The organism is Geodermatophilus sp. SYSU D01180 (assembly GCF_054050415.1).
This window is the reverse complement of the sequence record NZ_JBJGZH010000039.1, coordinates 1-19834: the sequence shown is the minus strand read 5'-3', so window position 1 is coordinate 19834 and position 19834 is coordinate 1. Positions and strand designations below refer to the sequence as shown.

Sequence of the window (19834 nt, the reverse complement as noted above, 5' to 3'; positions counted from 1 at the left end):
GCCGCCAGGCATAGTGCTCTCATCCCTGAGAGGGCGCACCCTCAATGATGTGCTGGCGGAACTCGAACAGCGGGGCCTCACAGCCACGCCTCGATCTCGTCCAGCTGCGCGTGGGTGAGCCCGACGTAGAGATCCGGGGCGACCACCAGCACGTGCGGGTTCGCGGCCAGCCAGTCGCCGGTGTCGGCGGCCTGCTCGGCGAGGTCGTCGTCGATCCAGACGATCCGCCGATCCGGCTCGGCCGCGGCCACCTCCCGCGCGACGGCGAGCTTCCACCAGCCCGACTCGCCCCAGAGCGGGCCGAGGAACCCGGTCGGGGCCGAGTCCGCGCGGGCGTGCACCTTCAGCCCCCGCGGCAGGCCCATCGGCTCGGCCAGCAGCCGGTCGGCGTCCGTGGTCCAGGTGGTCAGCCACTGGATCTCCACCCGGCCCGACTCGTGCAGCCCCCGCAGCCGGGCGGTGACGGTCGGGTCCCAGGACAGCAGGAAGCCGTTGAACGTGCCCCGCTGCCAGCCGTCGGGCAGCGTGCGGACGGGCGCGTTGAGCACGCCGTCGACGTCGAGCAGCAGGATCGGACGGTCGCCGGTCGGGGCCATGGCCGCTCCCTACCCGCGGCGTCTCGCCCGGCTCTCGGTCCGTGCGCAGGAGTCACAGCCGCCCCGCCGACGCGGAGGTCCGTGGTCTTCCGGACCGCCGTCGGGCAGCATCGGCGGCCGTGCCCGGAGCAGCCGCGGAGCTGCGCCAGAACCGAACGAGGGGAGCAGCATGTCCGTCGTCCTCACCAAGGGCGGGAACGTCTCGCTGACCAAGGAGGCCCCCGGCCTCCGCGCCGTAAACGTCGGCCTCGGCTGGGACGTGGCCACCTTCTCGACCGCCGAGTACGACCTCGACGCCTCGGCGATCATGGTCGACGAGCGCGGTAGGGTGACCCCGGACGACAACGGCTTCGTCTTCTTCAACAACCTGCGCAGCCCCGACGGCTCCGTCGTGCACACCGGCGACAACCTCACCGGCGAGGGCGAGGGTGACGACGAGGTCATCCAGGTCGACCTGACCGCCGTCCCGCCGCTCGTGCAGAAGATCGTCTTCGCGGTGTCCATCTACGACGCGGACAGCCGCCGGCAGAACTTCGGCGGCGTGCGCAACGCGTTCATCCGCGTCGTCGACCAGGTGACCGGCCGCGAGATCACCCGCTTCGACCTGACCGAGGACGCCTCGATGGAGACCGCGATGGTCTTCGGCGAGCTCTACCGCCGCGACGGCGACTGGAAGTTCCGTGCCGTCGGCCAGGGCTACGCCAGCGGCCTGCGCGGCATCGCGCAGGACTTCGGCGTCGACGTCGCCTGACCCCCGTACCCGAGCAGAAAGCACCCCGTGATCCGCTACTTCGGCTTCTCCGTCTTCCTGACGGCGGCCGCCCTCGTCACCGCCGTGCTCTTCGGCGGCCCCGCCGCGCTCCTCGCCGTCGCCGTGCTCGGCGTCCTCGAGGTCTGCCTGTCCTTCGACAACGCGGTCGTCAACGCCAAGGTCCTCCGGAACATGAGCCCGCTGTGGCGGAAGCTCTTCCTCTACGTCGGCATCTTCATCGCCGTGTTCGGCATGCGGCTGCTGCTGCCGATCCTGCTCGTCTCGGTGACGGCGCAGCTGTCGATCCCCGAGGTGTGGGACCTGGCGCTCACCGACCAGGAGGCCTACGCGGAGAACGTCGAGGCGTCCGCCGAGGCGATCTACACGTTCGGCGGGATCTTCCTGCTGATGATCTTCCTGAACTTCGCCTTCGACGAGGAGCGCGACGTCCACTGGCTCGCCTGGCTGGAGAAGCCGCTGGCCAAGGCCGGGAAGCTGCCCTACCTGTCGATCGTCATCGCGCTGGCAGTCATCTACGTCGGCTCGCAGATGGCCGACGACGACAAGTACTCCACCGTGCTGCTCGCCGGGCTCGCCGGCCTGTTCACCTACCTGCTCATCGGCGGGCTCAACGAGCTCATGGAGTCCGACGACGACGAGGACGAGGAGTCGACGCCGTCGGCCACCGGCACCGCCACCAAGGCCGTCGCCGGCGCCGGTGCCGCCGCGTTCCTCTACCTCGAGGTGCTCGACGCGTCGTTCAGCTTCGACGGCGTCATCGGCGCGTTCGCCATCAGCAGCGACATCCTGATCATCGCCCTGGGCCTCGGCATCGGCGCCTTCTGGGTGCGGTCGCTGACGATCTTCATGGTCGACCGCGGCACGCTCGAGCAGTACCGCTACCTCGAGCACGGCGCGATGTGGGCGATCGGCGTGCTCGCGGCGATCATGATCCTCGAGCTGCGCTTCCACATCAGCGAGTACGTCACCGGCCTCACCGGCCTGCTGTTCATCGTCGCGGCGGTCGTCGCCAGCGTCGTCGCGCAGCGGCGGGAGGACGCCCGCGAGGTCCCCGCGGCGTCGTCCGACGAGGACCCGCAGCCCGAGCGGGAGACCGTCTCGGTCTGACCGCCTTTCCTGCACGACCCGGTGCCCCGGCCGCCTCGCGCGGCCGGGGCACCGGCGTCCTCAGCCGACGAGGACGGCGAGGTCGGCGGGGAGGTTCTCGTCCTGCTCGCAGGCGACGGTGGCGGCGACCGTGCGCCCGTCCGCGGCGAGGGCGAGGGGTGCGGGGATCCCGGCCGGGCACAGCTCGACGTCGGCGACGGTCTCGCCGGTGGCGAGCTCGACGGTGGCCAGATCGACGCCCGCCTCCGGCCGCCCGTGGACGAGGTAGACGTGCCGCCCGGCCGGCTCGACGGCGAGATCGGTGCCCGAGCCGGGCAGCACAGCGCTGGCCTGGACGGCGCCATCGCGGACGGTCACCAGCCGCGGCTCGCCGGTGTCCCACTCTCCTGCGACGACCGACGCGACCGCCGTCCCGTCGGCCAGCACGGCCAGGGCGTAGCCGGTGCTCTCCGGCTCCTCGACCAGCTCCACCGGCTCGCCGGCGGGCAGCAGGTCGGCGTCGTACTGCGCCAGGACGACGCCGTCGACGTCGCCCTCCGCGTCGCGGTCGACGGTCACCAGCGCCGCCAGGCCGCCGTCGGGACGCAGGGCGACGTCCCGTGCGACCGCCTGGCCCGGCGTCTCGACCTGCAGCGGCGCGCTGGCGGTGACCTCGCCGGTGGCGACGTCGACCGTGGCCAGGCGGCTGACGGTGTCCCCGTCGACGTACCACTGCAGGCTGGCGTGCAGCGTCGTGCCGTCGGAGGAGAGGACGCCGATTCCGGTGTCGGGCGTGCCGAGCTCGGCATCGGCGGCGATGCGCCGGACGTCGGGCTTGTCGCCGCCGGGCGTCAGGACGGCGAGGGCGAGGTCCTCCTCCCGGCCGCCGCCGCTGGTGTCGGCGGGCACGACCGGCAGGAGGGCGACCACGGTGCCGTCGGGCGCGACGTGCACCTCGCCCGTGTCGAGGGCGGGCGGGCCCTCGGTCACCGCGCCGACGGTCAGGCCGCCGTCGCCGGGGACGAGCTCGACCAGGACGCTGCGGTGGTTGCCGCCGAGGTCGCCGGTCATGAGGACGACGAAGCCGCCGTCGGGGGTGGCGGCGATGTCCGAGAGGCGCACGTGCCCCTCGATGCCCGCGTCGACCTCCACCTGGCCGAGGACCTCGGTGAGCGGTCCGGCGGCGGCCGGCCCGCCCGGCTCGGCGACGCCGACGACGGAGGTCGAGCAGCCGGCCGCGAGGACGGCGGAGGCGAGCAGCGCGGCGGCGCCGGGGCGGGACGAGCGCATGAGGGGAGTGCTCCTGGGGTGCGTGGGCTGGTGCCCGCACCCTCCGGCCCTATGCTTGCGGGCCCCTTGCGTCCGGCTTCCCGCGCGGACGTCAGCCGATCGTCGTCACCGGACACCGCAGGCCCGGTGCGCGCGACAGCCGGCGGTCGCCGGTGACCAGGCCCGCCCCGAGGATCTCCGCGAGCGCGACGTAGACCCCGTCGTAGGCGGTCACCGCGTGGCGGAGCTCGAGCGCCCGGTCGAGCAGCAGGTCGTGTCCGTGCCGGACCACCGGCAGCTCCCGCACCGCGTCGACCGCGCCGCGGGCGGCGACATCGCTCAACCGCCCGCTCAGCGCGTGCCGACGGACGGCCGAGAGCACCTCGACGTCGAGGAGGTGCGGGGCGTGGGGCTCGTCCCCGAGCAGCGCGTCGCGGGCCGCCTCCCCACCGGGGCCGGAGTCCAGGAGCGCCGCGACGACCGTCGAGGCGTCGACGACGATCACCGGCCGTCGCGGTCGGCCCGGATGTCCTCGACGACCTCGTCCATCGGCAGCGGGATCCGCAGCGCCGCGGAGCGGGCGAGGGCCTCGGCCATCGGCGACCGCTCACCGACGCGGCGCAGCTCGCGCAGCACGTAGTCGGACAGCGACATCCCCGCGGCGGCAGCGCGGCGGCGCAGCTCGGCGTGCAGGTCGTCGGGCACGTTGCGGACCTGCAGCATCTTGCTCATCCGACGAGGCTACATGCGATCTGCATGTGCGGCCCCTATCGCGGCGGCTGTGCGTCTCGCCAACGCAGGTGACCTGTGCCGCGCGGCGCAGCCGTTCCGGAACCGCGACGGGTCAAGGTGTCTTTATGCCTACCGACCAGCCGAGCACCCTGCGCGTCGGCACGTGGAACCTGGATCGCTGCCCCCCTTCGTCATCGGACAAGGGGCAGGAGGTCGCAGCGTGGCTCGATGCGCAGAAGGCGGACATCTGGCTGCTCACGGAGGTGCACCGGGACTGGGACCCGCGCGGAGGGAACTTCGCCGTGTCGCCCGCTCGCAGCTTCGACCCTGATCGACCCAGGCGATGGGCAGGCATCGAGACGACGTTGCCGCTGACCGAGCTGACCGCCGAGCGTGACCACCCAGGGGATGAGGGACTGGTCCTCGCGCGTGTCGATGTCGACGGGACGTCCGTCCTCGTCGCCAGCTCAGTGCTGCCCTGGAAGTCTGCGGGCAAGTACTGGTTCGAGCTCCCGGACGGCCAGGTCGAGCAGTTCGCGTTCGTCCTCGACCGTCACGTCTCTCGCATCGAGGACGCGCGAGAGGACGGCGAGTACGTGATCTGGGGCGGCGACTTCAACCAGCCCCTCACTCCACCGTTCGAGAGCACCACCAAGGCCGGCGCCCAGGCACTTCGTGAGGCCTTCGACGGGTTGGGGCTCATCACACTGACGGAGCGCAGTGAACATCGGATCGGTGGCCTCTACTCGATCGACCACCTGGCCGTCAGCCGTGGTCTGGAGGACGGGGATGCCGTGATGCACCTTCCGACCTGGCCCGACGGCAGGAAGCTCAGCGACCATGCCGCCTACACGGCCGACGTCGTCCTGCCCCGGACATGACGAGGGCGATCAGCTCGCTGTCGTCCTGCTGCCCTGAGGCGATGGCCAACGCCAGTTCGTAGGCCTCGTCGTTCGACAGTGTCCGCTGCATGCTGTCCGGCATCGATGTGCAGGTGCCGCTGCTAATCTGCATGCATGCCGGTGTCGATGACGATCCGCGACGTCCCGGACGAGACACGGGACGAACTGGCCGCTCGAGCCGCTCGGGCCGGCCAGTCGCTGCAGGAGTACGTGCGCGCGCAGCTCAACGAGCTGGCCCGGCGGCCGAGCCCCGTGGACCTCTGGGACCGGGTCGAGCACCGGGTCAGGGCGACCGGGAGCACGCTGGCGGCCCAGCAGATCGTCGAGCTCCGCGACGAGGACCGCCGGTGACCGTCGTCGTCGACTCCTCCGCGGTGGTCGCCGCACTGGTCGACGGCGGCCCCGACGGGGCGTGGGCCCGCGCGGGTCTGCGCGGGGAGGTGCTCGCGGCGCCGGCGCACCTCCACGTCGAGGTGTCCAACGTGCTCCGGCGCGCCGTCCTGGCGCAGCGCCTCGGGCGTGACGCCGCGGCGCTGGCGCACCGTGACCTCGTGGACCTGCCCGTGACGACCTTCCCGTACGAGCCGCTGGGGGAGCGTGTCTGGGCGCTGCACCCCACCGTCACCGCCTACGACGCCGCGTACGTCGCGCTGGCCGAGGAGCTCGATGCGCCGTTGTGGACGCTCGACCGCAGGCTCGCCCGGGCGTCCGGGCCGCGGTGCCGCTTCCGCACTCCGAGGGCGTGACCCCGAGCGGGCCGACGTCGTCCTGTCCCGGATGTGACGAGGGCCGTCCCACCGCGACGCTGCGGCGGGACGGCCCCGGTCAGGTGTGGCTCAGAGGGTGACGTGCTCGATGTCGTTCCACGCCTCGTCACCGATGGTCGTCCGCAGCCAGTCGAGGAAGGCCTGCTGGTCGACCCGGTAGCCGGTGCCGGCGCAGGCGCCGTTCATGACGAACGAGTTGACCGCGGTCACCGTGTCGCCCACGAGGACCGGGCCGCCGGAGTCGCCGAAGCACGTGCCGCCGCGGCCGTTGCCCGGGTTGGTCGACAGCTTCACGTTGTAGCCGCCGGCGTTGGTGCCGTTCAGCCCGATGATGAAGCTCTCGGCGGTCAGCCGCTCTCGGTAGGCGATCTGCTTGGTCTGGCTGCCGTTGCTCTCCTGCACGCCGTAGCCCGACAGCGTCGTGGTGGCCGAGTTGCCCGGGTGGTCCGCCTTGTAGCTGTCCAGGGAACCGGCGGTGGCCAGCGAGGCGTACTCGTCGATCTCCGGGTACGCCGACTGCACCGGGGCGTCGAGGATCAGCACGCCGGCGTCCCTGGTCTCCGGGATGGTGCCCAGGCCCTCGTAGCCGTACGAGTAGGGCTCGTCCGACGTCACGCCACCGCTGGTCGGGTAGACGGACCCGAGCGCTCGGTCAGGTGGGGCGGGTGTGACGACGGCGTCCCGGCCCGGAGGCCGACTGCCGATGGGGCAGGGGAGCGGCGGACGAACCACGACCCCCGGCGCTCGGGGAGTGCAACCCACATGGCTGGACGACGACGGCTCCAGGACCGCCTCGCGGTCCTCGGCGGCGCGCGGCCCGACCTGCTCGAGGCGGCGCCCGGCGCCCGCCCGCGGTTCGCCGCGCTCGGCGGGGTCCTGCTCAGCACCGGCGGCCTCGCCGTCGCGTCGGCGTCGTTCGCGTTGCACATGGCCCTGGGTGTCTGGTGGCCGTTCGCGCTGGTGCTCGGCCTCGGCTGGGGCGCCGTCGTGGTCAACCTCGACCGGATGCTGCTCGTCGGTATGGCGCACGACGCCTCGCTCAAGCGGAACCTCGCCCTCGCCGTCCCGCGCGTGGGGCTGGCGCTGATCCTCGGGGTCGTCGTCGCGACGCCCCTGACGCTGCAGGTGTTCCACAAGGAGATCGACGCCGAGATCACCGTCATGCAGGCCGAGGCCGCGGACACGTACCGGCAGTCGCTGGAGTCCGACGCGCGCTTCGCCGGCCTCGACGAGCTGCAGGAGCGGGTGACGCAGGGGCAGGACGTCGTCGCCACCGGCGGGCAGGCCGACCCGGCGCTGGCCGCCGTGCAGGCCGACGTCGCGGCGAAGCAGTCCGCCTACGACGCCGCCCTCGCCACCCAGCGCGACCTCGAGGCGCGCGCCCAGTGCGAGCTGGACGGCACCTGCGGCACCGGCGACCCCGGCACCGGCGACGCCTACGTGCAGGCCCGGGCAGCCGCCGACGCGCAGGCCGGCGTCGTCGCCTCGGCCCGCGCGGCCCTGGGTGACGCGCAGGACGCGGCGTCCGACGCCGAGTCGCGCAGCGCCGACCTCGCCGCCGCCTCCCTCGCCACCGACCAGGCCGAGCTCGCCCGGCTGACCGCCGAGCTGGACCGGCTGCAGGCCGCGTTCGACGCCACCAACGAGGGCTCCGGCGGCATCCTGCTGCGACTCGAGGCGCTCGACCGGCTCAGCGACCGCAACGCCACGCTCGCCGCTGCCAAGTTCATGCTGTCGCTGCTGTTCATGTGCGTCGAGATCCTCCCGGTGCTCATGAAGGTGCTGCTCAACTTCGGTCCGCCGACCGCCTACGACAAGCTCGCGGCGCTGCGCGACAGCAGCGACGTCGACATCGAGGAGATGCAGCAGCAGTCGCGGCGCACGGTGGCCGAGGCCAAGGAGGAGATGCTGGTCATGGCCGAGCAGGAGCGGCTGGACCGGCAGAAGGCCGCCATCCGGGCCCGCCACCTCGCCGCGCTCGCCCAGGCACAGGTGGAGGCCGAGGAGGCCGCCCGCCCGGTGCCGCAGCCGGCGCCGCCGGCCGACGAGCCCGGCCAGAAGATCTGGGACACCGGCCCCATCCGCCTGGCCCGCTCGGCCGCGCGCACGATCCGCCCGCCCCGCCGCCCGGGCAACCGGGTCACGTCCGGGATCTGACGCCGTGACGACGAGCTGGGGCCCGCTGCCGGAGGCCCGCATCCTCAGCGGGGACGAGCCGATCGGCGGCGCCGGCGCGACGCTGCGCGACTTCTGGGCGTGGGCCTACTCGGACCTGCGCACCAACACCGTGCGCCCGCTGCTCGCCGAGTACCTGGTCGCCCGGGCCGTCGGCGCGGACCCGCGTCCGCGGGTCGAGTGGGACAGCTACGACGTCCTGACGCCGGAGGGTCTGCGGCTCGAGGTGAAGTCCGGCGCCTACCTGCAGGCGTGGGAGCAGTCGAAGCTGTCGTCGATCACCTTCGGTGGCCTGCGCGCCCGTGTGTGGACCGACGGCGGTCCGGTGGGGGAGCCGACGTACAACGCCGACGGCTACGTCTTCGCCGTCCTCACCGCGGAAGAGCACGCGAGCTACGACGCGCTCGACCTCGGCCAGTGGTCGTTCTGGGTCCTCCCGCGCGCGCGGGTCGTCGCGACCGGGCAGGCGAGCATGGGCCTCGCCCGCGTCGAGGCGCTGGCCGGCCCGCCGGTCCCCTACGCCGGGTTGGCCGGCCGGATCCGCGAGGTCGTCGTCCGCGAGGGGTGAGTCAGTCGAGCTGCTCGTCGTCGAGGGCGGGAGGCACCGGAGCCAGCTCGTCCCACTCGTCGACCGGCATGCCCAGCTGCCGGCGGACCCGGCGCCGTGCCACCAGCAGGTGGGCGGCCTGGCGCAGGACCAGCTCCTCCGAGGCGTCGTCGACGTCCACCACGTCCTCCAGCGCCCGCTGGACGCCCAGCGTCAGCCAGCGGTGCGCCTCGCGCGGGTTCCCGTGCACCTCGTAGTCCTCGCCCAGCAGCAGGTAGACGTCGACGTCGGCCGGCCGCTCCCGGCGCACCTGGCCGGCCAGCTCGCGGGCGGCGTCGACGTCGCCGACCTCCAGCAGGGCGTGGTGCAGGAAGCAGCGGACGTCCGGGTGCACCGGTTCCCCGGTCGCGACGGCGCGACGGGTCAGGCGCAGCGCCTCGTGCGCATCCCCGATCCGGGTCAGTTGCTCGGCGGCGAACACCAGCAGTTCAGCGGCGTTGACCTCGTCGCCGGGCCGGGTGCCCTCCGTCGCCCAGGCCTCCAGCCGCCGGGCCATCGCGCGGCTCTGCTCCGGCGTCTGGCCGGGGGAGTACGTCGCGTCGAGGTCGTCCTGCGTGCGCGGCCTCCGCATGTGCCGACCCTAGGACCGGGAGGCGGACCCGACCCACCGGAGGCGGTGCGCTGAGGGCGCATTCCTGACCGGGGAAAGCGCCCTCAGCGCACACCCTCCGGCGGCCGACGGGAACGGGCCCCGGTGGAGGGGTCAGTCGCGCGCCCAGGAGGTGGTCGGCTGCAGCACGGCCTCGGTCAGCGCCTGCGTGCGCAGGTGGGTGACCTGCTGGTACTCGGGGTCGGCGACCATCCGGCTGAACGCCTCGCGCGAGGGATAGCGGACGAGCAGCACCGCGTCCCAGTCCTGGCCCTGCTCGGCCACCAGCGGGGTGCCGCCGTCGCCGGCGTAGAGGACCTCGCCGCCGTAGCGGGGGAGGAAGGTCTCCGACAGCGCCCGGGCGTACCGGTCGTAGGACTCGCGGCCGCCCTCGGCGAAGCGGAGCAGGTTGAGCATCACCACCGGCCCGCCCGGGTCCTCCTGCAGGTATCGCTTGAGATCGGCTCCACGCGGGTCGACGGCCACGTCCGGACGCTAGCAACGCCCGGTTCGCGCGCATCTCCGCGAGGGGTGACCCCCGAGGGGGCACGGCGGCACACTGGAGACGTGCTCGAGCTCGACCACGTGCTCTGCATGGCCAGCCCGGAGGAGGCCTGGGCCGAGCGGCTCACCGCGGCCGGCTGGCCGCTCGACGCCGGCACCACGCACCCCGGGCAGGGCACCCGCAACCGGCGGCTCCTCCTCGCCGGGCACTACCTGGAGCTGGTGTGGGTCGAGGACCGCGCCGAGGCCCGGGGCAACCCCCTGCGGCTGGACCGCCGGGCCGACTGGCCCACGACGGGCGCCAGCCCGTTCGGGATCGGGTTGCGCGGCCGGCTCGCTCCCGAGCAGGAACCCGCCTACTGGCAGTACGCCGAGCTCGGCTTCCCGATCTGGGTGCACCGCGACGACGAGCGCCACCCCGAACGGCCCCTGGTCTTCGTGCTCGACCTCCCGCTCCGCCGCCGTACCGGGACGGCTCCGGCCGCGGGTGCACTCCAGTGCGTGCACCACGCCGGTCCCGCAGCAGCGGGCGTCCCCCGCTACGCCGGTCCGCGCGTCGTGCACCGCCCGGGCCGGCACCGGCTGGAGCTGGTCGTCGACGCCGGCCGTCCCGTCGAGGTGAGCGACCTGCTGGCCCTCCGGATCACCGAGGTCTGACTACCGCCGAGCCGCCAGGCGCTCCAGCGCCGCGGTGAACGACTCGTTCCACAGCCCGAGGTGGGGCCAGCGCTCGGCGACGTGCGCCGTCGCCTGGTCCGGCGTCATGCCGTGCTCGCGGACCAGCCAAGCGCGCAGCACCAGCCCGGTCCGCGACGCCCCGCCGTGGCAGTGCACGAGCACCCGGTGGCCCTCGGTGTGCAGGGCGGCGAGGTCGTCGAGGACGTCGGCCAGGACGACGTCGACGTCGACGTTGTGGCTGTTGTCGGCGATGTAGGCCAGCCGGTGCACCGCGTGCGGGAACGGCTCGGCCAGCCGGCACAGGCTGATGACGGCGAAGTCCTCGTCGGCGTGCCGGGCGCCGTCGAGGTTCCCCGCCCAGATGCCGGGCAGCACCTCCGCCGGGCCGATCCGCGGGATGACGCCCGTCTCGCCGCCGTGGAACTCCTTGCCGTCGAGCGCGGCGGCCAGCGGCAGCAGGTCGGGCAGCCGCCACACCCGGTCCCCGTGACCGGGCACCCGGCCGTGCACCACCGACGCCCACCGCATCGGGATGCCGCCCATCCCGGACACCGCGCCGGCCAGGCCGCCGGCGACGCAGGCGACCGTGTCGGTGTCGCCGCCGAGGTCGACCACCAGCCGCAGCACGTGCGCGAAGTCGCGCCCGTGGCGGAGCGCCCACAGCGCCTGGCCGAGCGTCGGCCACACCGCGCCGTTGGACTCGGTCGCCCTCGCGGGCTCCCAGTCCGGCGCCAGGACGGCGGCCCACCGGTCGCGGTGCTCGACGTCGACCAGCGCCAGGGCGTCCGGGACGGCGGCCAGCGGGTCGCCGCCGTCGAGCGCCACGCGCATCAGCTCGTGGAAGACGGCGCAGCCCTCGCCGGCCGCGGGGTCGCCGTGGGTGAGCGCCGAGATGCGCCGGGCGGCGTCGACGGTGGCCTCGGTGCCGAACCGGGAGAACCGGATGGCCGCGGGCGTCGTCCGCATGAGCGAGCCGTTGCCGGCCGCCCGGCCGGTGCGGGCGAAGTGGTCGGTCGCCGCGCGGTCCCAGGGCAGGCCCGAGTCGAACACCGCCCGGGTCTGCACGCCGATGTCCGGCGGGCCGGCGGCCGCCCAGGCCGCGAACCGGTCGAAGACGTCGGCCTCGTCGAGCCCGTCCCGCTCGACCAGCGACCGCGCCACCAGCAGCGCCATCTGCGTGTCGTCGGTGAACTCGCCCGGCGCCCACCCCAGCGACCCGCCGCCGCACATCTCGGTGGCGGCCCCCCGCGCGTCGGAGGGGAATCGGGCGGAGAACGCCCCGGCCGGACCGAATTCGAACGGCGCGCCCAGCGCGTCACCCACGGCGGAGCCGACGAGCGCGCCGGCCACCCGGTGCGAGCGGTGCAGTCCTGCGGTCACGGGGCCCAGTCTGCGCGACGACGTCCGCCTCTCCGCCTCTCGCGCGCGAAAGGCGGAGGGGGTCGGCGCGGAAGACACCGATCACGCGGCCCGCGTGAGACCGTCCCGTCTCGATGTACCGCACCGACGGCTCCCTGGTCCTGAGCCCCACCGACCTGACCCGCCACCAGGCCTGCGCGCACCTCACGACGCTCGACCTCGCCGTCGCCGACGGCCGGCTCGAGCCGCTCGCCGAGGGCCCGGGCGACCACGCCGCGCTCATCGCCGACCTCGGCACCGAGCACGAGATGCGCTACCTCGACGCGCTCGAGGCCGAGGGCCGCAGCGTCGTCCGCATCCCGGCCCGGTTCGACGCCGCGGGCCGCCGCGAGGCCGAGGCAATGACGCTGCAGGCCATGTGCGCCGGCGTCGACGTCATCTCGCAGGCGTCGTTCTTCGACGGCGTCTGGGGCGGCGCGGCCGACTTCCTCCTCAAGGTGTCCACCCCGTCGGCCCTCGGGAACTGGTCGTACGAGGTCGCCGACGCCAAGCTCGCCCGCCGCGTCAAGGTCCCCGCACTGCTGCAGATGGCCACCTACGCCGAGCGGCTCGCCGTCCTCCAGGGGAGGCAGCCCGACCGGGTCTGCGTCGTCACCGGCGACGGCGTCACCAACCCGTGGCGGCTGGTCGACGTCGCCGCCTACGCCCGCCGCGCCCGCGCCCGGCTGACCGCCTTCGTCGCCGACCCGCCGGCCACCGAGCCCGTCCCCGGCCCCTACTGCAGCCAGTGCACGTGGAAGCCGAAGTGCGACGGGGAACTGGCCGCGGCCGACGACCTCTCCCTCGTCGCCGGCATGCGCCGGGACACCCGCGACGCCCTGCGCGCCGCCGGCATCACCACGCTCGAGCAACTGGCCGAGGCCCCGCCCGAGACGCTGAGGGCCGCCCGGATCGGCGCGGCCACCCGCGCCCGGCTGCAGGAGCAGGCCCGCCAGCAGCTCGACGAGCGGCGCACCGGCGTCCCCAGCCGCACCCTGCTCCCGCCGGCGAAGGACCTCGGCCTGCTGCGGCTGCCCGCGCCCAGCGCCGGCGACCTCTACCTCGACTTCGAGGGCGACCCCCACTCCGCCGACGGCGCGGGCCTGGAGTACCTGGCCGGCGTCGGGCGGCGCGACGGCAGCTTCACCGCGCTGTGGGCGCACGACCCCGCCGCCGAGAAGCAGATGGTCGCCGACCTGATCGACCTGGTCCTGGACGCCTGGCGCGCCGACCCCGGCATGCACGTCTACCACTACGCCGCCTACGAGGTCAGCGCGCTCAAGCGGCTCACCGGCCGGTACGGCGTCCGCGAGGCGGAGCTGGACCAGCTGCTGCGCGCCGAGCGGTTCGTCGACCTGTATCCGGTCGTCAAGCAGTCGATGCGGATCAGCAAGGGCTCGTACTCGATCAAGAAGGTCGAGGCGTTCTACGGCCGACAGCACACCGGCGACGTCGCCGACGCCATGGGCAGCGTCATCGCCTACGAGAAGTGGCTCGCCGACCGCGACCCGCAGCGCCTCGTGGACATCGAGCTCTACAACAAGGACGACGTCGACTCGACCCGCGAGTTGCACGACTGGCTCGAGGGCCAGCGCGCCGAACTCGAGGCGCAGTACGGCGGCCAGACCCGGCCGATGCTCCACGAGACCACCGGCCCGACGGAGCGGACCGAGGCCGAGGCCGAGGAGCTCGCGCTGGTCGAGCGGCTGCAGGCGGCCGGCCACGGCCTGCTCGGCGACCTCGTGCAGTGGCACCGCCGCGAGGCCCGCCCCGGCTGGTGGGAGTTCTTCGCCCGCAAGGACCTCGACGACGCCGCGCTGGTCGAGGACGGCACGGTGCTCGGGGGGCTGTCCGCGCCGGTCGACGTCGGCACCGAGAAGCGGTCGAAGCTGTATGCGTTCTCCTTCCCGACGCAGGACACGAAGCTGTCGGTCGGGTCGAAGGTGGTCGACGTCGACACCCGGGCGCGGGTCGGGGAGATCCGCGAGCTGGACGCCGTCGAGGGTCGACTCGTCGTCAAGTCGACGAAGGAGCCCACGCCGCGCGCCCTCGGCCCGGAGGGGCCGATCGACGACAAGGGCATGCGCGAGGCGATCGCCGCGACCGCGCTCGACGTGCTCGCCGGCCGCGACTGCCTCGGCCAGGCGTTGCTCGAGCGGCGGGTGCCCGCGGACTGCCGGCGGCTGCCGGGGGAGGAGGCCGGCGACGCCGTCGTCCGGCTCGGGCTGCGGCTCGACGGCGAGGTGCTCGCCGTCCAGGGCCCGCCCGGCAGCGGCAAGACGCGGGCGGCGTCGCGGCTGATCCGGGCGCTGCTCGACGCCGGCAAGAAGGTCGGCGTCACGGCGACCTCGCACGCCGTCATCGGCAACGTGCTGTCGGCCGTCGGCCGGCCGGCGCTGCAGAAGTGCGAGGAGAAGCAGGCCTGCGGCGCGCCGGGCGTGGAGTGGTCGCGGGACGGCAAGGAGGTCGCCTCGCGGCTGCTGGACGGCGACGTGTCGCTGGTCGGCGGGACGGCGTGGTTCTGGACCCAGCCCGACCTCGCCGAGGCCGTCGACGTGCTCGTCGTCGACGAGGCGGGGCAGTTCGCGCTGGCCAACGCCCTCGCGGTCTCGCGGGCGGCGAGGTCGCTCGTCCTGCTCGGCGACCCGCAGCAGCTCGCCCAGCCGACCCAGGCGGTGCACCCCGGCGAGTCGGGGCTGTCCGCGCTGGAGCACCTGCTCGAGGGGCACCCGACGGTGCCGGTCGGCCGGGGCGTCTTCCTCGACACGACCTACCGGATGCACCCGGCGCTGACCGCGTTCGTGTCCGACCTGGCGTACGAGGGCCGGCTGGAGTCGGCGGCGCTGCGCGAGCGGATCACCGTCCGGCCGGGTGGGCTGGTGTCGGGAGCCGGGCTGGCGGTGCGGTTCGTGGCGCACACGGTGCCGGCCTCGGCGTCGTCGACGGAGGAGGCCGCGGAGGTGGCCGCCGTCTGGCGGTCGCTGCAGGGCGTCGGCTGGGTGGACGCCGAGGGCGCCGAGCGGCCGATCGGCCCGAACGACGTGCTCGTCGTCGCGCCGTACAACAACCAGGTCGCGCTGATCCGCTCGCTGCTGCCCGACGGCGCGCGGGTGGGCACAGTCGACCGGTTCCAGGGCCAGGAGGCGCCGGTCGTCGTCTACTCGACGACGTCGACCTCGGCCGACGAGGCGCCGCGCGGGGTGTCGTTCCTGTACGACCTCAACCGGCTCAACGTGGCGGTGTCGCGGGCGAAGGCGCTGGCCGTGGTGGTGATGAGCCCGCTGCTGCTCGACGCACAGGTCCGGACGCCGGAGCAGCTGCGCCAGGTCAACGCGATGTGCCGGCTGGCCGAGATGGCCGGTGTCTGACACCGCGGAGCTCGCCGCCCTGGTCGGGGTGGCGCCCGACGTGCTGGTGCGGGCGCTCGGCGACGGCTGGACGGAGGTGCCCGGGCCGCCGCACGAGCGGTGGTTCGTGAGCGGGGAGCCGGCGCAGGTGGCGGTCGGCTGGGACGGGTTCGGCTTCACGCTGGCCCGTCCCGAGCCGCGCCGGTCCGGCCACGAGCTCGTGTGGGAGTTCGTGACCGGCCGACGGTTCTCCTCCGACGAGGTGCTGTACGAGCGCGCCGAGCTGGCCGAGGCGGCCGAGGAGGTCGCCCGCAAGCGGCGGCGGACGTTCCGCTGGTGCCCGGTGTGCCGGCAGGTCAACGCCCGCGAGCACGTGCACGACAACACCGGTTTGTGCACGACCTGCGCCGAGCGCCACCTCGGCGTCCGGTACTGAACCGGCGCGGGGTCCGCCTGCCCCGGTGGTCCTCCTGAGGTGACTGGGACGGCCGGGGGAGACGTGCACCGACGGGTCCCACGGCTCCCGCGGATCCGTACCTACCGTCGTCCGGAGCCCGCGCCCACGCGGGCCGGACGCTGGACAGGAGCACCATGGGCGAGCAACTACGTCCCGACATCGCTGCGGCGGCGGCGCGCGTCTCGTCGACGCTGGGCGTGAAGAAGGAGATCCGCGCACTCGCGGGTCACGTGTGGCCGGGCGAGCGGGTCGAGGCCCTCGTCGGCGCCATGCTCGGCTCGGGACAGGGACTGCTCGTGCTCACCGACCGTCGCCTGTTGTTCGTCCGCGACGGATGGGCAGGCTCGGCCGTCGAGGAGTACCCCCTGCTGCAGGTCGCGTCGATCCTGTGGGACCCGGCCGTGCTGACCGGCAAGCTGACCCTGCACGCCAGGGGGCAGAAGGTCGTCTTCGCCTCCGTGCAGAAGGCGGACGGCGGTCCTTTCGTGGACCGGGCCCGCGCCGCGGTCAGTGCGCTGCTCATGCCGCCGGCGCCGGCCGTTCCGGTGGACCCGCTTGTCAAGCAGCCGGCTGCCCCGGCCCCGCAGCCGAGCGCTGCTGGTGACGGCGGCTTCCCGGCGATCGTCGAACAGCTGCGCCAGCTGGCCGAGCTGCGGGACGCGGGGGTCATCACCATCGCGGACTTCGAGGCCAAGAAGGCCGAACTCCTGGCGCGGATCTGACGTCGTGACCGACAGCGTCATCTCCACCGTCCGGTCGGACGACCCGGTCACCCGACGCGAGCGCCGGCGGCAGTCGGACTTCCGAGAGCAGGTGCTCGACCTGCCGGCCGGGACGCGGAAGGGCCAGCCGCTCGGGAACCACCTCCGCGAGGAGCACGGCGACCACAACTTCCTCTCACCCGAGGCAGCGCGGTACGCCCGCGCACGCGCCGAGGTCGTGCGCGACGAGGGCGGGCAGCTCGAGCGCTCGCGGCTGTTCACCAACATGCTCAGCTCCATGCCGCTGGCGTTCAGCGTCTTCGGCCACCTGCGCGCCCACCGCGACGAGGCCGCGACCGTCCTCGGGCATCTCCTCGACCTGCCGGTGACGGGCTTCGACAGGGTCGAGGTCGGGAAGCGCGTCATCGACGGCATCGAGTGCGAGTGGGCGCCGGCCCCGCACGAGCACCTGGGGGACGGGTCGGCCTTCGACGCCGTGCTGGCGGCCCGGCTGGCCGACGGCCGGAGCGTGCTGGTCGCCGTCGAGACCAAGTACGTGGACAGCTTCAGCCGGGACCCCGGCCCCGACAAGGACAGGCGGCGCCCGGAGAAGGACGCCAACTACCGCCGGCACTGCGAGCGGTTCGGCATGGCCGACGGCGCCTTCGACCGCCTCGGCGAGTACCCGACACGGCAGCTGCTGCGGAACGTGCTGCTCACCGAGAGCGTGCGCCGCGGCGGCTCCGCGGGTGGTCCGGTGTGGGAGGAGGAGGCAGTGACGCTGGTCCTCGCCCGGGACGACGACGAGGGCGCCCGCGACGCTGTGCGCCGGATCGACGCCGGCCGCGGTGCCCTGCCGACGCGGGTCCTCTTCCGCGGGCACGGTGACCTCGTGGACGCCGCCGCTGCGGTGCCAGAGCTGAGCGACTGGGCAGCGCTCTTCCGCCGCCGGTACCTGCCCTGAGGGTCAGGCGGCGGGGGACAGGAGCGGCGCCGGGACGGTGATCTCCGATGCGTCCGGTCGGTAGGTGCGCCATCGGCCGTCCGGTTGCCGCTCGACGCGGAAGCCGTGGTGGACCTCGGTGTGGTGGCGTTCGCACAACAGGGCGCTGTTGTCGAGTGAGGTGTCGCCGCCGTCGATCCAGTGGATCAGGTGGTGGACGTCGCACCACCAGGTCGGCGCCCCGCAGCCGGCGAACACGCAGCCGCCGTCGCGCAGTTCGGCAGCCTTGCGGATGTGGCGGCTCATCAGTCGCTGCTCCCGGCCCAGGTCCAGCGGGGCGCCGTCCGGACCGAACACCACCCGGGACACCGCGCCGTCGCAGGCCAGCCAGCGGGCTCTGGCGGCGGAGATGGTGGCGCCGAACCCCATCCGCCCGGCGTTCGGGCTCCCGGCCGGGTCGACCAGGTCGTCCAGGTCGATCCGCACGGCGATCTGCGGCTTGTGCCCGCGCAGCTGAGGCAGCGTCCCGGACGCGAGGGCGTTGTCGGCGACCTGGACGAGGGCGTCGCCGAGGCGCTGGGCGCGGGTGCGGTCGTCCCCGGCGGGCCGGTCGGCCTGCACGTGCGCCTCCAGGGCGGTCTGCAGCTTCTCCCCGCCGACGGCGTCGAGGTGCCCGCGGAGGGTCAGGCTGCCGTCGGCGTGCTTGGACAACGTCAAGGACCGGCCCTCGGTGGGGTCGGGCTCGGGCCCGTCGGGATCGAGGTCGTTGCAGTAGTGCTGCACCATCTGGACCAGGTCGGTGTGCGGGCGCTCGATCGCGACTCCGGTGAGGACCGCGTCGATGACGGTGAGGTCCACCCCGGCGGCCGCGGCTGCGGTGAGGCGTTCGGGGGTCACCGCCTTCGCCGCGACGGCGACCTGCTCGGCGGACACCAGCCCGGCGGCGTGTGCCTCGGCCACCGCGGGGAGGTGCTCCAGCGCCCGGCCGGTGCGCACCAGCCGCGACGCCTCCGCGGCCGACAGCCGGCAGTGCCCGCGCAGCCAGGAGGCCATCGACTTCAGCCCGTCCCGCTCGGGCGCCTGCTGGTTCTCCGCATCACGCACGAGGCGGGTCAGACGGGCGTCGATCCGGTTGCGCTCGGCGACCAGCGCGGCGACGTCGTCGAGGACGTCCCCACTCCCCGAGGCACCCGAACACATGATCGAAGTCTAGCCGATCCGGCAGCCTCGTGCAGCACGAATCCCCAGGTCAGAGGGCCGATTATCGAGGAGAGGGCGGTGGCTGGCCGCCGATCACTCCGGCCACCACGGCGGCCGCCGCGTGGCCGGTCCGGACGGCGTCCAGCACGGGTGCACCCGCGCGCCAGCCGGTCAGCAGCCCGGCCGCGAACGCGTCCCCGCAGCCCGTCGTGTCGCGGACGCCGCCCGCCGGTAGCGGCTCCACCGGGACCTCCACCGTGCCCGCCGCCGTGACGACCCGGGTCGGGCGGGCGCCGGCGTGCACCAGCACCAGCGGCGGCGCCCAGTCCGGCAGGTCGCCGTCCAGGCCCAGGACCGTGGCCTCGGCGGCGTTGCAGCAGAGCACGTCCGGACGCAGCCCGGTGAGCAGGTCGACGTAGGCGCCCGCGCCATGGGCGGAGATCCGGGCGGCCGCGGCGACGTCCGCGCTCACCGGCACCCCGAGGTCGTGCGCCGTGTCGGCCGCGGCCCGCACCGCGTCGGGGAACCGCAGCAGGTCGTAGCCGTCGAGGTGGGCGACGGCCGCACCGGCGGACCACTCCGGACGGACGTCGGCCGGCTCCAGCCGGCCCTCGCCGCTGTCGGTCAGCACCGTGCGCTCGCCGTCGGGGTGCACGAGCACCGTCGCCAGCGGCGTGCGGCCGCGGCGCACCACCGCGAGCTCGACCCCGCGCTCGGTGAGACCGGCCAGCAGCCCGTCGGCCAGCGGGTCGGCGCCGGCCCAGCCCGCGAGCCGCGCGGGCACACCCACGCGGGCCACGCCGGCGGTGACGTTGGCGGGGGCGCCGCCGGCCGTCGTCGTCCGCTCGACGCGCTGCTGGCCGCCGGCCACCAGCGGTGCGGACAGCTCGAGCAGCTGGTCGGCAACCAGCTTGCCCACCGCCACCACCGGTCCGGGGCCGGCCGGTCGCGGCCAGGCGGGATCGCCGGCGGTCACCACCCGAGGATGGGGTCGGGGGGGGGGGGGGGGGGGGGGGGGGGGGGGGGGGGGGGGGGGGGGGGGGGGGGGGGGGGGGCGGGGGGGGGGTGCGGGCGCTTCGAGTAGTTTATGAGGAGACACAAGCCCCCCGAG

22 protein-coding genes are annotated in these 19834 nt (G+C 74.3%); 12 read left to right on the top strand and 10 right to left on the bottom strand.

All coding sequences use genetic code 11. From position 1 onward, the window contains the following. Window positions 1–77: 77 nt before the first annotated feature. Window positions 78–596, bottom strand: a complete 519-nt coding sequence (locus tag ACI8AA_RS22445) for an HAD domain-containing protein (protein ID WP_457046585.1) — start codon at window positions 594–596, stop codon at window positions 78–80. A 169-nt stretch (window positions 597–765) separates the two neighbouring features. On the opposite strand from ACI8AA_RS22445, the gene ACI8AA_RS22440 reads away from it, so the two are divergent. Both ACI8AA_RS22440 and ACI8AA_RS22435 read left to right on the top strand, forming a co-directional pair. Next, a complete protein-coding gene (locus ACI8AA_RS22440; protein WP_457046584.1) occupies window positions 766–1347 on the top strand; it encodes a TerD family protein in 582 nt (193 codons plus the stop codon). 27 nt (window positions 1348–1374) lie between these two features. Continuing rightward, on the top strand, window positions 1375–2475 hold the full coding sequence (locus tag ACI8AA_RS22435) for a DUF475 domain-containing protein (protein ID WP_457046583.1): 1101 nt from the start codon (window positions 1375–1377) through the stop codon (window positions 2473–2475). Window positions 2476–2535: 60 nt separating this feature from the next. Here the strand turns inward: ACI8AA_RS22435 and ACI8AA_RS22430 are convergent, their stop codons facing one another. From ACI8AA_RS22430 to ACI8AA_RS22420, 3 genes are all read right to left on the bottom strand, one after another. Next, on the bottom strand, window positions 2536–3744 hold the full coding sequence (locus ACI8AA_RS22430; protein ID WP_457046582.1) for a hypothetical protein: 1209 nt from the start codon (window positions 3742–3744) through the stop codon (window positions 2536–2538). 91 nt (window positions 3745–3835) lie between these two features. Beyond that, the gene (locus ACI8AA_RS22425) at window positions 3836–4228 is read right to left on the bottom strand and encodes a type II toxin-antitoxin system VapC family toxin (protein WP_457046581.1); all 393 of its coding nucleotides are present in this window, start codon (window positions 4226–4228) and stop codon (window positions 3836–3838) included. Further along, window positions 4225–4455 (bottom strand): FitA-like ribbon-helix-helix domain-containing protein, encoded by a 231-nt coding sequence (locus tag ACI8AA_RS22420; protein WP_457046580.1) that lies wholly within the window; start codon window positions 4453–4455, stop codon window positions 4225–4227. Before ACI8AA_RS22420 ends, ACI8AA_RS22425 begins: the two co-directional genes overlap by 4 nt. Before the next feature lie 125 nt (window positions 4456–4580). Between ACI8AA_RS22420 and ACI8AA_RS22415 the strand changes: the two genes are divergently transcribed. From ACI8AA_RS22415 to ACI8AA_RS22405, 3 genes are all read left to right on the top strand, one after another. Beyond that, window positions 4581–5336 carry an endonuclease/exonuclease/phosphatase family protein gene (locus tag ACI8AA_RS22415; RefSeq protein WP_457046579.1) on the top strand — a complete coding sequence of 252 codons (756 nt, stop codon included), beginning with the start codon at window positions 4581–4583 and terminating at the stop codon, window positions 5334–5336. Between the two features lie 135 nt (window positions 5337–5471). Continuing rightward, a complete protein-coding gene (locus ACI8AA_RS22410) occupies window positions 5472–5708 on the top strand; it encodes a FitA-like ribbon-helix-helix domain-containing protein (RefSeq protein ID WP_457046578.1) in 237 nt (78 codons plus the stop codon). Continuing rightward, window positions 5705–6103 carry a type II toxin-antitoxin system VapC family toxin gene (locus ACI8AA_RS22405; RefSeq protein WP_457046577.1) on the top strand — a complete coding sequence of 133 codons (399 nt, stop codon included), beginning with the start codon at window positions 5705–5707 and terminating at the stop codon, window positions 6101–6103. The genes ACI8AA_RS22410 and ACI8AA_RS22405 overlap by 4 nt, the downstream gene beginning before the upstream one ends. Window positions 6104–6193: 90 nt before the next feature. On the opposite strand, the gene ACI8AA_RS22400 is transcribed toward ACI8AA_RS22405, so the two are convergent. Then, window positions 6194–6739, bottom strand: a complete 546-nt coding sequence (locus ACI8AA_RS22400) for a trypsin-like serine protease (RefSeq protein WP_457046576.1) — start codon at window positions 6737–6739, stop codon at window positions 6194–6196. Window positions 6740–6886: 147 nt separating this feature from the next. Between ACI8AA_RS22400 and ACI8AA_RS22395 the strand changes: the two genes are divergently transcribed. Together ACI8AA_RS22395 and ACI8AA_RS22390 are read left to right on the top strand one after the other, a co-directional pair. After that, the gene (locus tag ACI8AA_RS22395) at window positions 6887–8281 is read left to right on the top strand and encodes a DUF4407 domain-containing protein (protein WP_457046575.1); all 1395 of its coding nucleotides are present in this window, start codon (window positions 6887–6889) and stop codon (window positions 8279–8281) included. A 4-nt stretch (window positions 8282–8285) separates the two neighbouring features. Continuing rightward, window positions 8286–8867, top strand: coding sequence for a hypothetical protein (locus ACI8AA_RS22390; protein ID WP_457046574.1), 582 nt, complete (start codon window positions 8286–8288; stop codon window positions 8865–8867). Between the two features lies 1 nt (window position 8868). On the opposite strand, the gene ACI8AA_RS22385 is transcribed toward ACI8AA_RS22390, so the two are convergent. Continuing rightward, a complete protein-coding gene (locus ACI8AA_RS22385) occupies window positions 8869–9477 on the bottom strand; it encodes a hypothetical protein (RefSeq protein WP_457046573.1) in 609 nt (202 codons plus the stop codon). Window positions 9478–9609: 132 nt separating this feature from the next. Next, a complete protein-coding gene (locus ACI8AA_RS22380; RefSeq protein WP_457046572.1) occupies window positions 9610–9981 on the bottom strand; it encodes a DUF1330 domain-containing protein in 372 nt (123 codons plus the stop codon). 81 nt (window positions 9982–10062) lie between these two features. Here ACI8AA_RS22380 and ACI8AA_RS22375 point away from each other — a divergent pair, with 81 nt between their 5' ends. Beyond that, entirely contained in the window at window positions 10063–10656 is a 594-nt protein-coding gene (locus ACI8AA_RS22375; protein ID WP_457046571.1) for a VOC family protein, read from the top strand. Here the strand turns inward: ACI8AA_RS22375 and ACI8AA_RS22370 are convergent, their stop codons facing one another. Continuing rightward, window positions 10657–12057: an ADP-ribosylglycohydrolase family protein gene (locus ACI8AA_RS22370; protein ID WP_457046570.1), complete on the bottom strand. Its 1401-nt coding sequence runs from the start codon at window positions 12055–12057 to the stop codon at window positions 10657–10659. 113 nt (window positions 12058–12170) lie between these two features. Between ACI8AA_RS22370 and ACI8AA_RS22365 the strand changes: the two genes are divergently transcribed. The 4 genes from ACI8AA_RS22365 (at window position 12171) to ACI8AA_RS22350 (ending at window position 17544) form a co-directional block, all read left to right on the top strand. Further along, window positions 12171–15443: a TM0106 family RecB-like putative nuclease gene (locus ACI8AA_RS22365; protein WP_457046569.1), complete on the top strand. Its 3273-nt coding sequence runs from the start codon at window positions 12171–12173 to the stop codon at window positions 15441–15443. Next, window positions 15436–15858, top strand: coding sequence for a hypothetical protein (locus ACI8AA_RS22360; protein ID WP_457046568.1), 423 nt, complete (start codon window positions 15436–15438; stop codon window positions 15856–15858). The genes ACI8AA_RS22365 and ACI8AA_RS22360 overlap by 8 nt, the downstream gene beginning before the upstream one ends. A 155-nt stretch (window positions 15859–16013) precedes the next feature. Continuing rightward, window positions 16014–16601, top strand: coding sequence for an SHOCT domain-containing protein (locus tag ACI8AA_RS22355; RefSeq protein ID WP_457046567.1), 588 nt, complete (start codon window positions 16014–16016; stop codon window positions 16599–16601). Between the two features lie 4 nt (window positions 16602–16605). Next, complete coding sequence (locus ACI8AA_RS22350; RefSeq protein WP_457046566.1) at window positions 16606–17544, top strand: PGN_0703 family putative restriction endonuclease; 939 nt, start codon at window positions 16606–16608, stop codon at window positions 17542–17544. A gap of 3 nt (window positions 17545–17547) precedes the next feature. Here the strand turns inward: ACI8AA_RS22350 and ACI8AA_RS22345 are convergent, their stop codons facing one another. Both ACI8AA_RS22345 and ACI8AA_RS22340 read right to left on the bottom strand, forming a co-directional pair. Continuing rightward, window positions 17548–18723 (bottom strand): DUF222 domain-containing protein, encoded by a 1176-nt coding sequence (locus ACI8AA_RS22345; protein ID WP_457046565.1) that lies wholly within the window; start codon window positions 18721–18723, stop codon window positions 17548–17550. A gap of 61 nt (window positions 18724–18784) precedes the next feature. Continuing rightward, entirely contained in the window at window positions 18785–19699 is a 915-nt protein-coding gene (locus ACI8AA_RS22340; protein ID WP_457046564.1) for a carbohydrate kinase family protein, read from the bottom strand. Window positions 19700–19834: the final 135 nt, after the last annotated feature.

Bases quoted from the DNA above. Each gene is read 5' to 3' on its own strand.
- ACI8AA_RS22345 (WP_457046565.1), bottom strand. From the start codon at position 18,723: ATGTGTTCGGGTGCCTCGGGGAGTGGGGACGTCCTCGACGACGTCGCC.
- ACI8AA_RS22355 (WP_457046567.1), top strand. From the start codon at position 16,014: ATGGGCGAGCAACTACGTCCCGACATCGCTGCGGCGGCGGCGCGCGTC.
- ACI8AA_RS22445 (WP_457046585.1), bottom strand. From the start codon at position 596: ATGGCCCCGACCGGCGACCGTCCGATCCTGCTGCTCGACGTCGACGGC.
- ACI8AA_RS22395 (WP_457046575.1), top strand. From the start codon at position 6,887: ATGGCTGGACGACGACGGCTCCAGGACCGCCTCGCGGTCCTCGGCGGC.
- ACI8AA_RS22410 (WP_457046578.1), top strand. From the start codon at position 5,472: ATGCCGGTGTCGATGACGATCCGCGACGTCCCGGACGAGACACGGGAC.
- ACI8AA_RS22415 (WP_457046579.1), top strand. From the start codon at position 4,581: ATGCCTACCGACCAGCCGAGCACCCTGCGCGTCGGCACGTGGAACCTG.
- ACI8AA_RS22365 (WP_457046569.1), top strand. From the start codon at position 12,171: ATGTACCGCACCGACGGCTCCCTGGTCCTGAGCCCCACCGACCTGACC.
- ACI8AA_RS22420 (WP_457046580.1), bottom strand. From the start codon at position 4,455: ATGAGCAAGATGCTGCAGGTCCGCAACGTGCCCGACGACCTGCACGCC.
- ACI8AA_RS22385 (WP_457046573.1), bottom strand. From the start codon at position 9,477: ATGCGGAGGCCGCGCACGCAGGACGACCTCGACGCGACGTACTCCCCC.
- ACI8AA_RS22440 (WP_457046584.1), top strand. From the start codon at position 766: ATGTCCGTCGTCCTCACCAAGGGCGGGAACGTCTCGCTGACCAAGGAG.
- ACI8AA_RS22430 (WP_457046582.1), bottom strand. From the start codon at position 3,744: ATGCGCTCGTCCCGCCCCGGCGCCGCCGCGCTGCTCGCCTCCGCCGTC.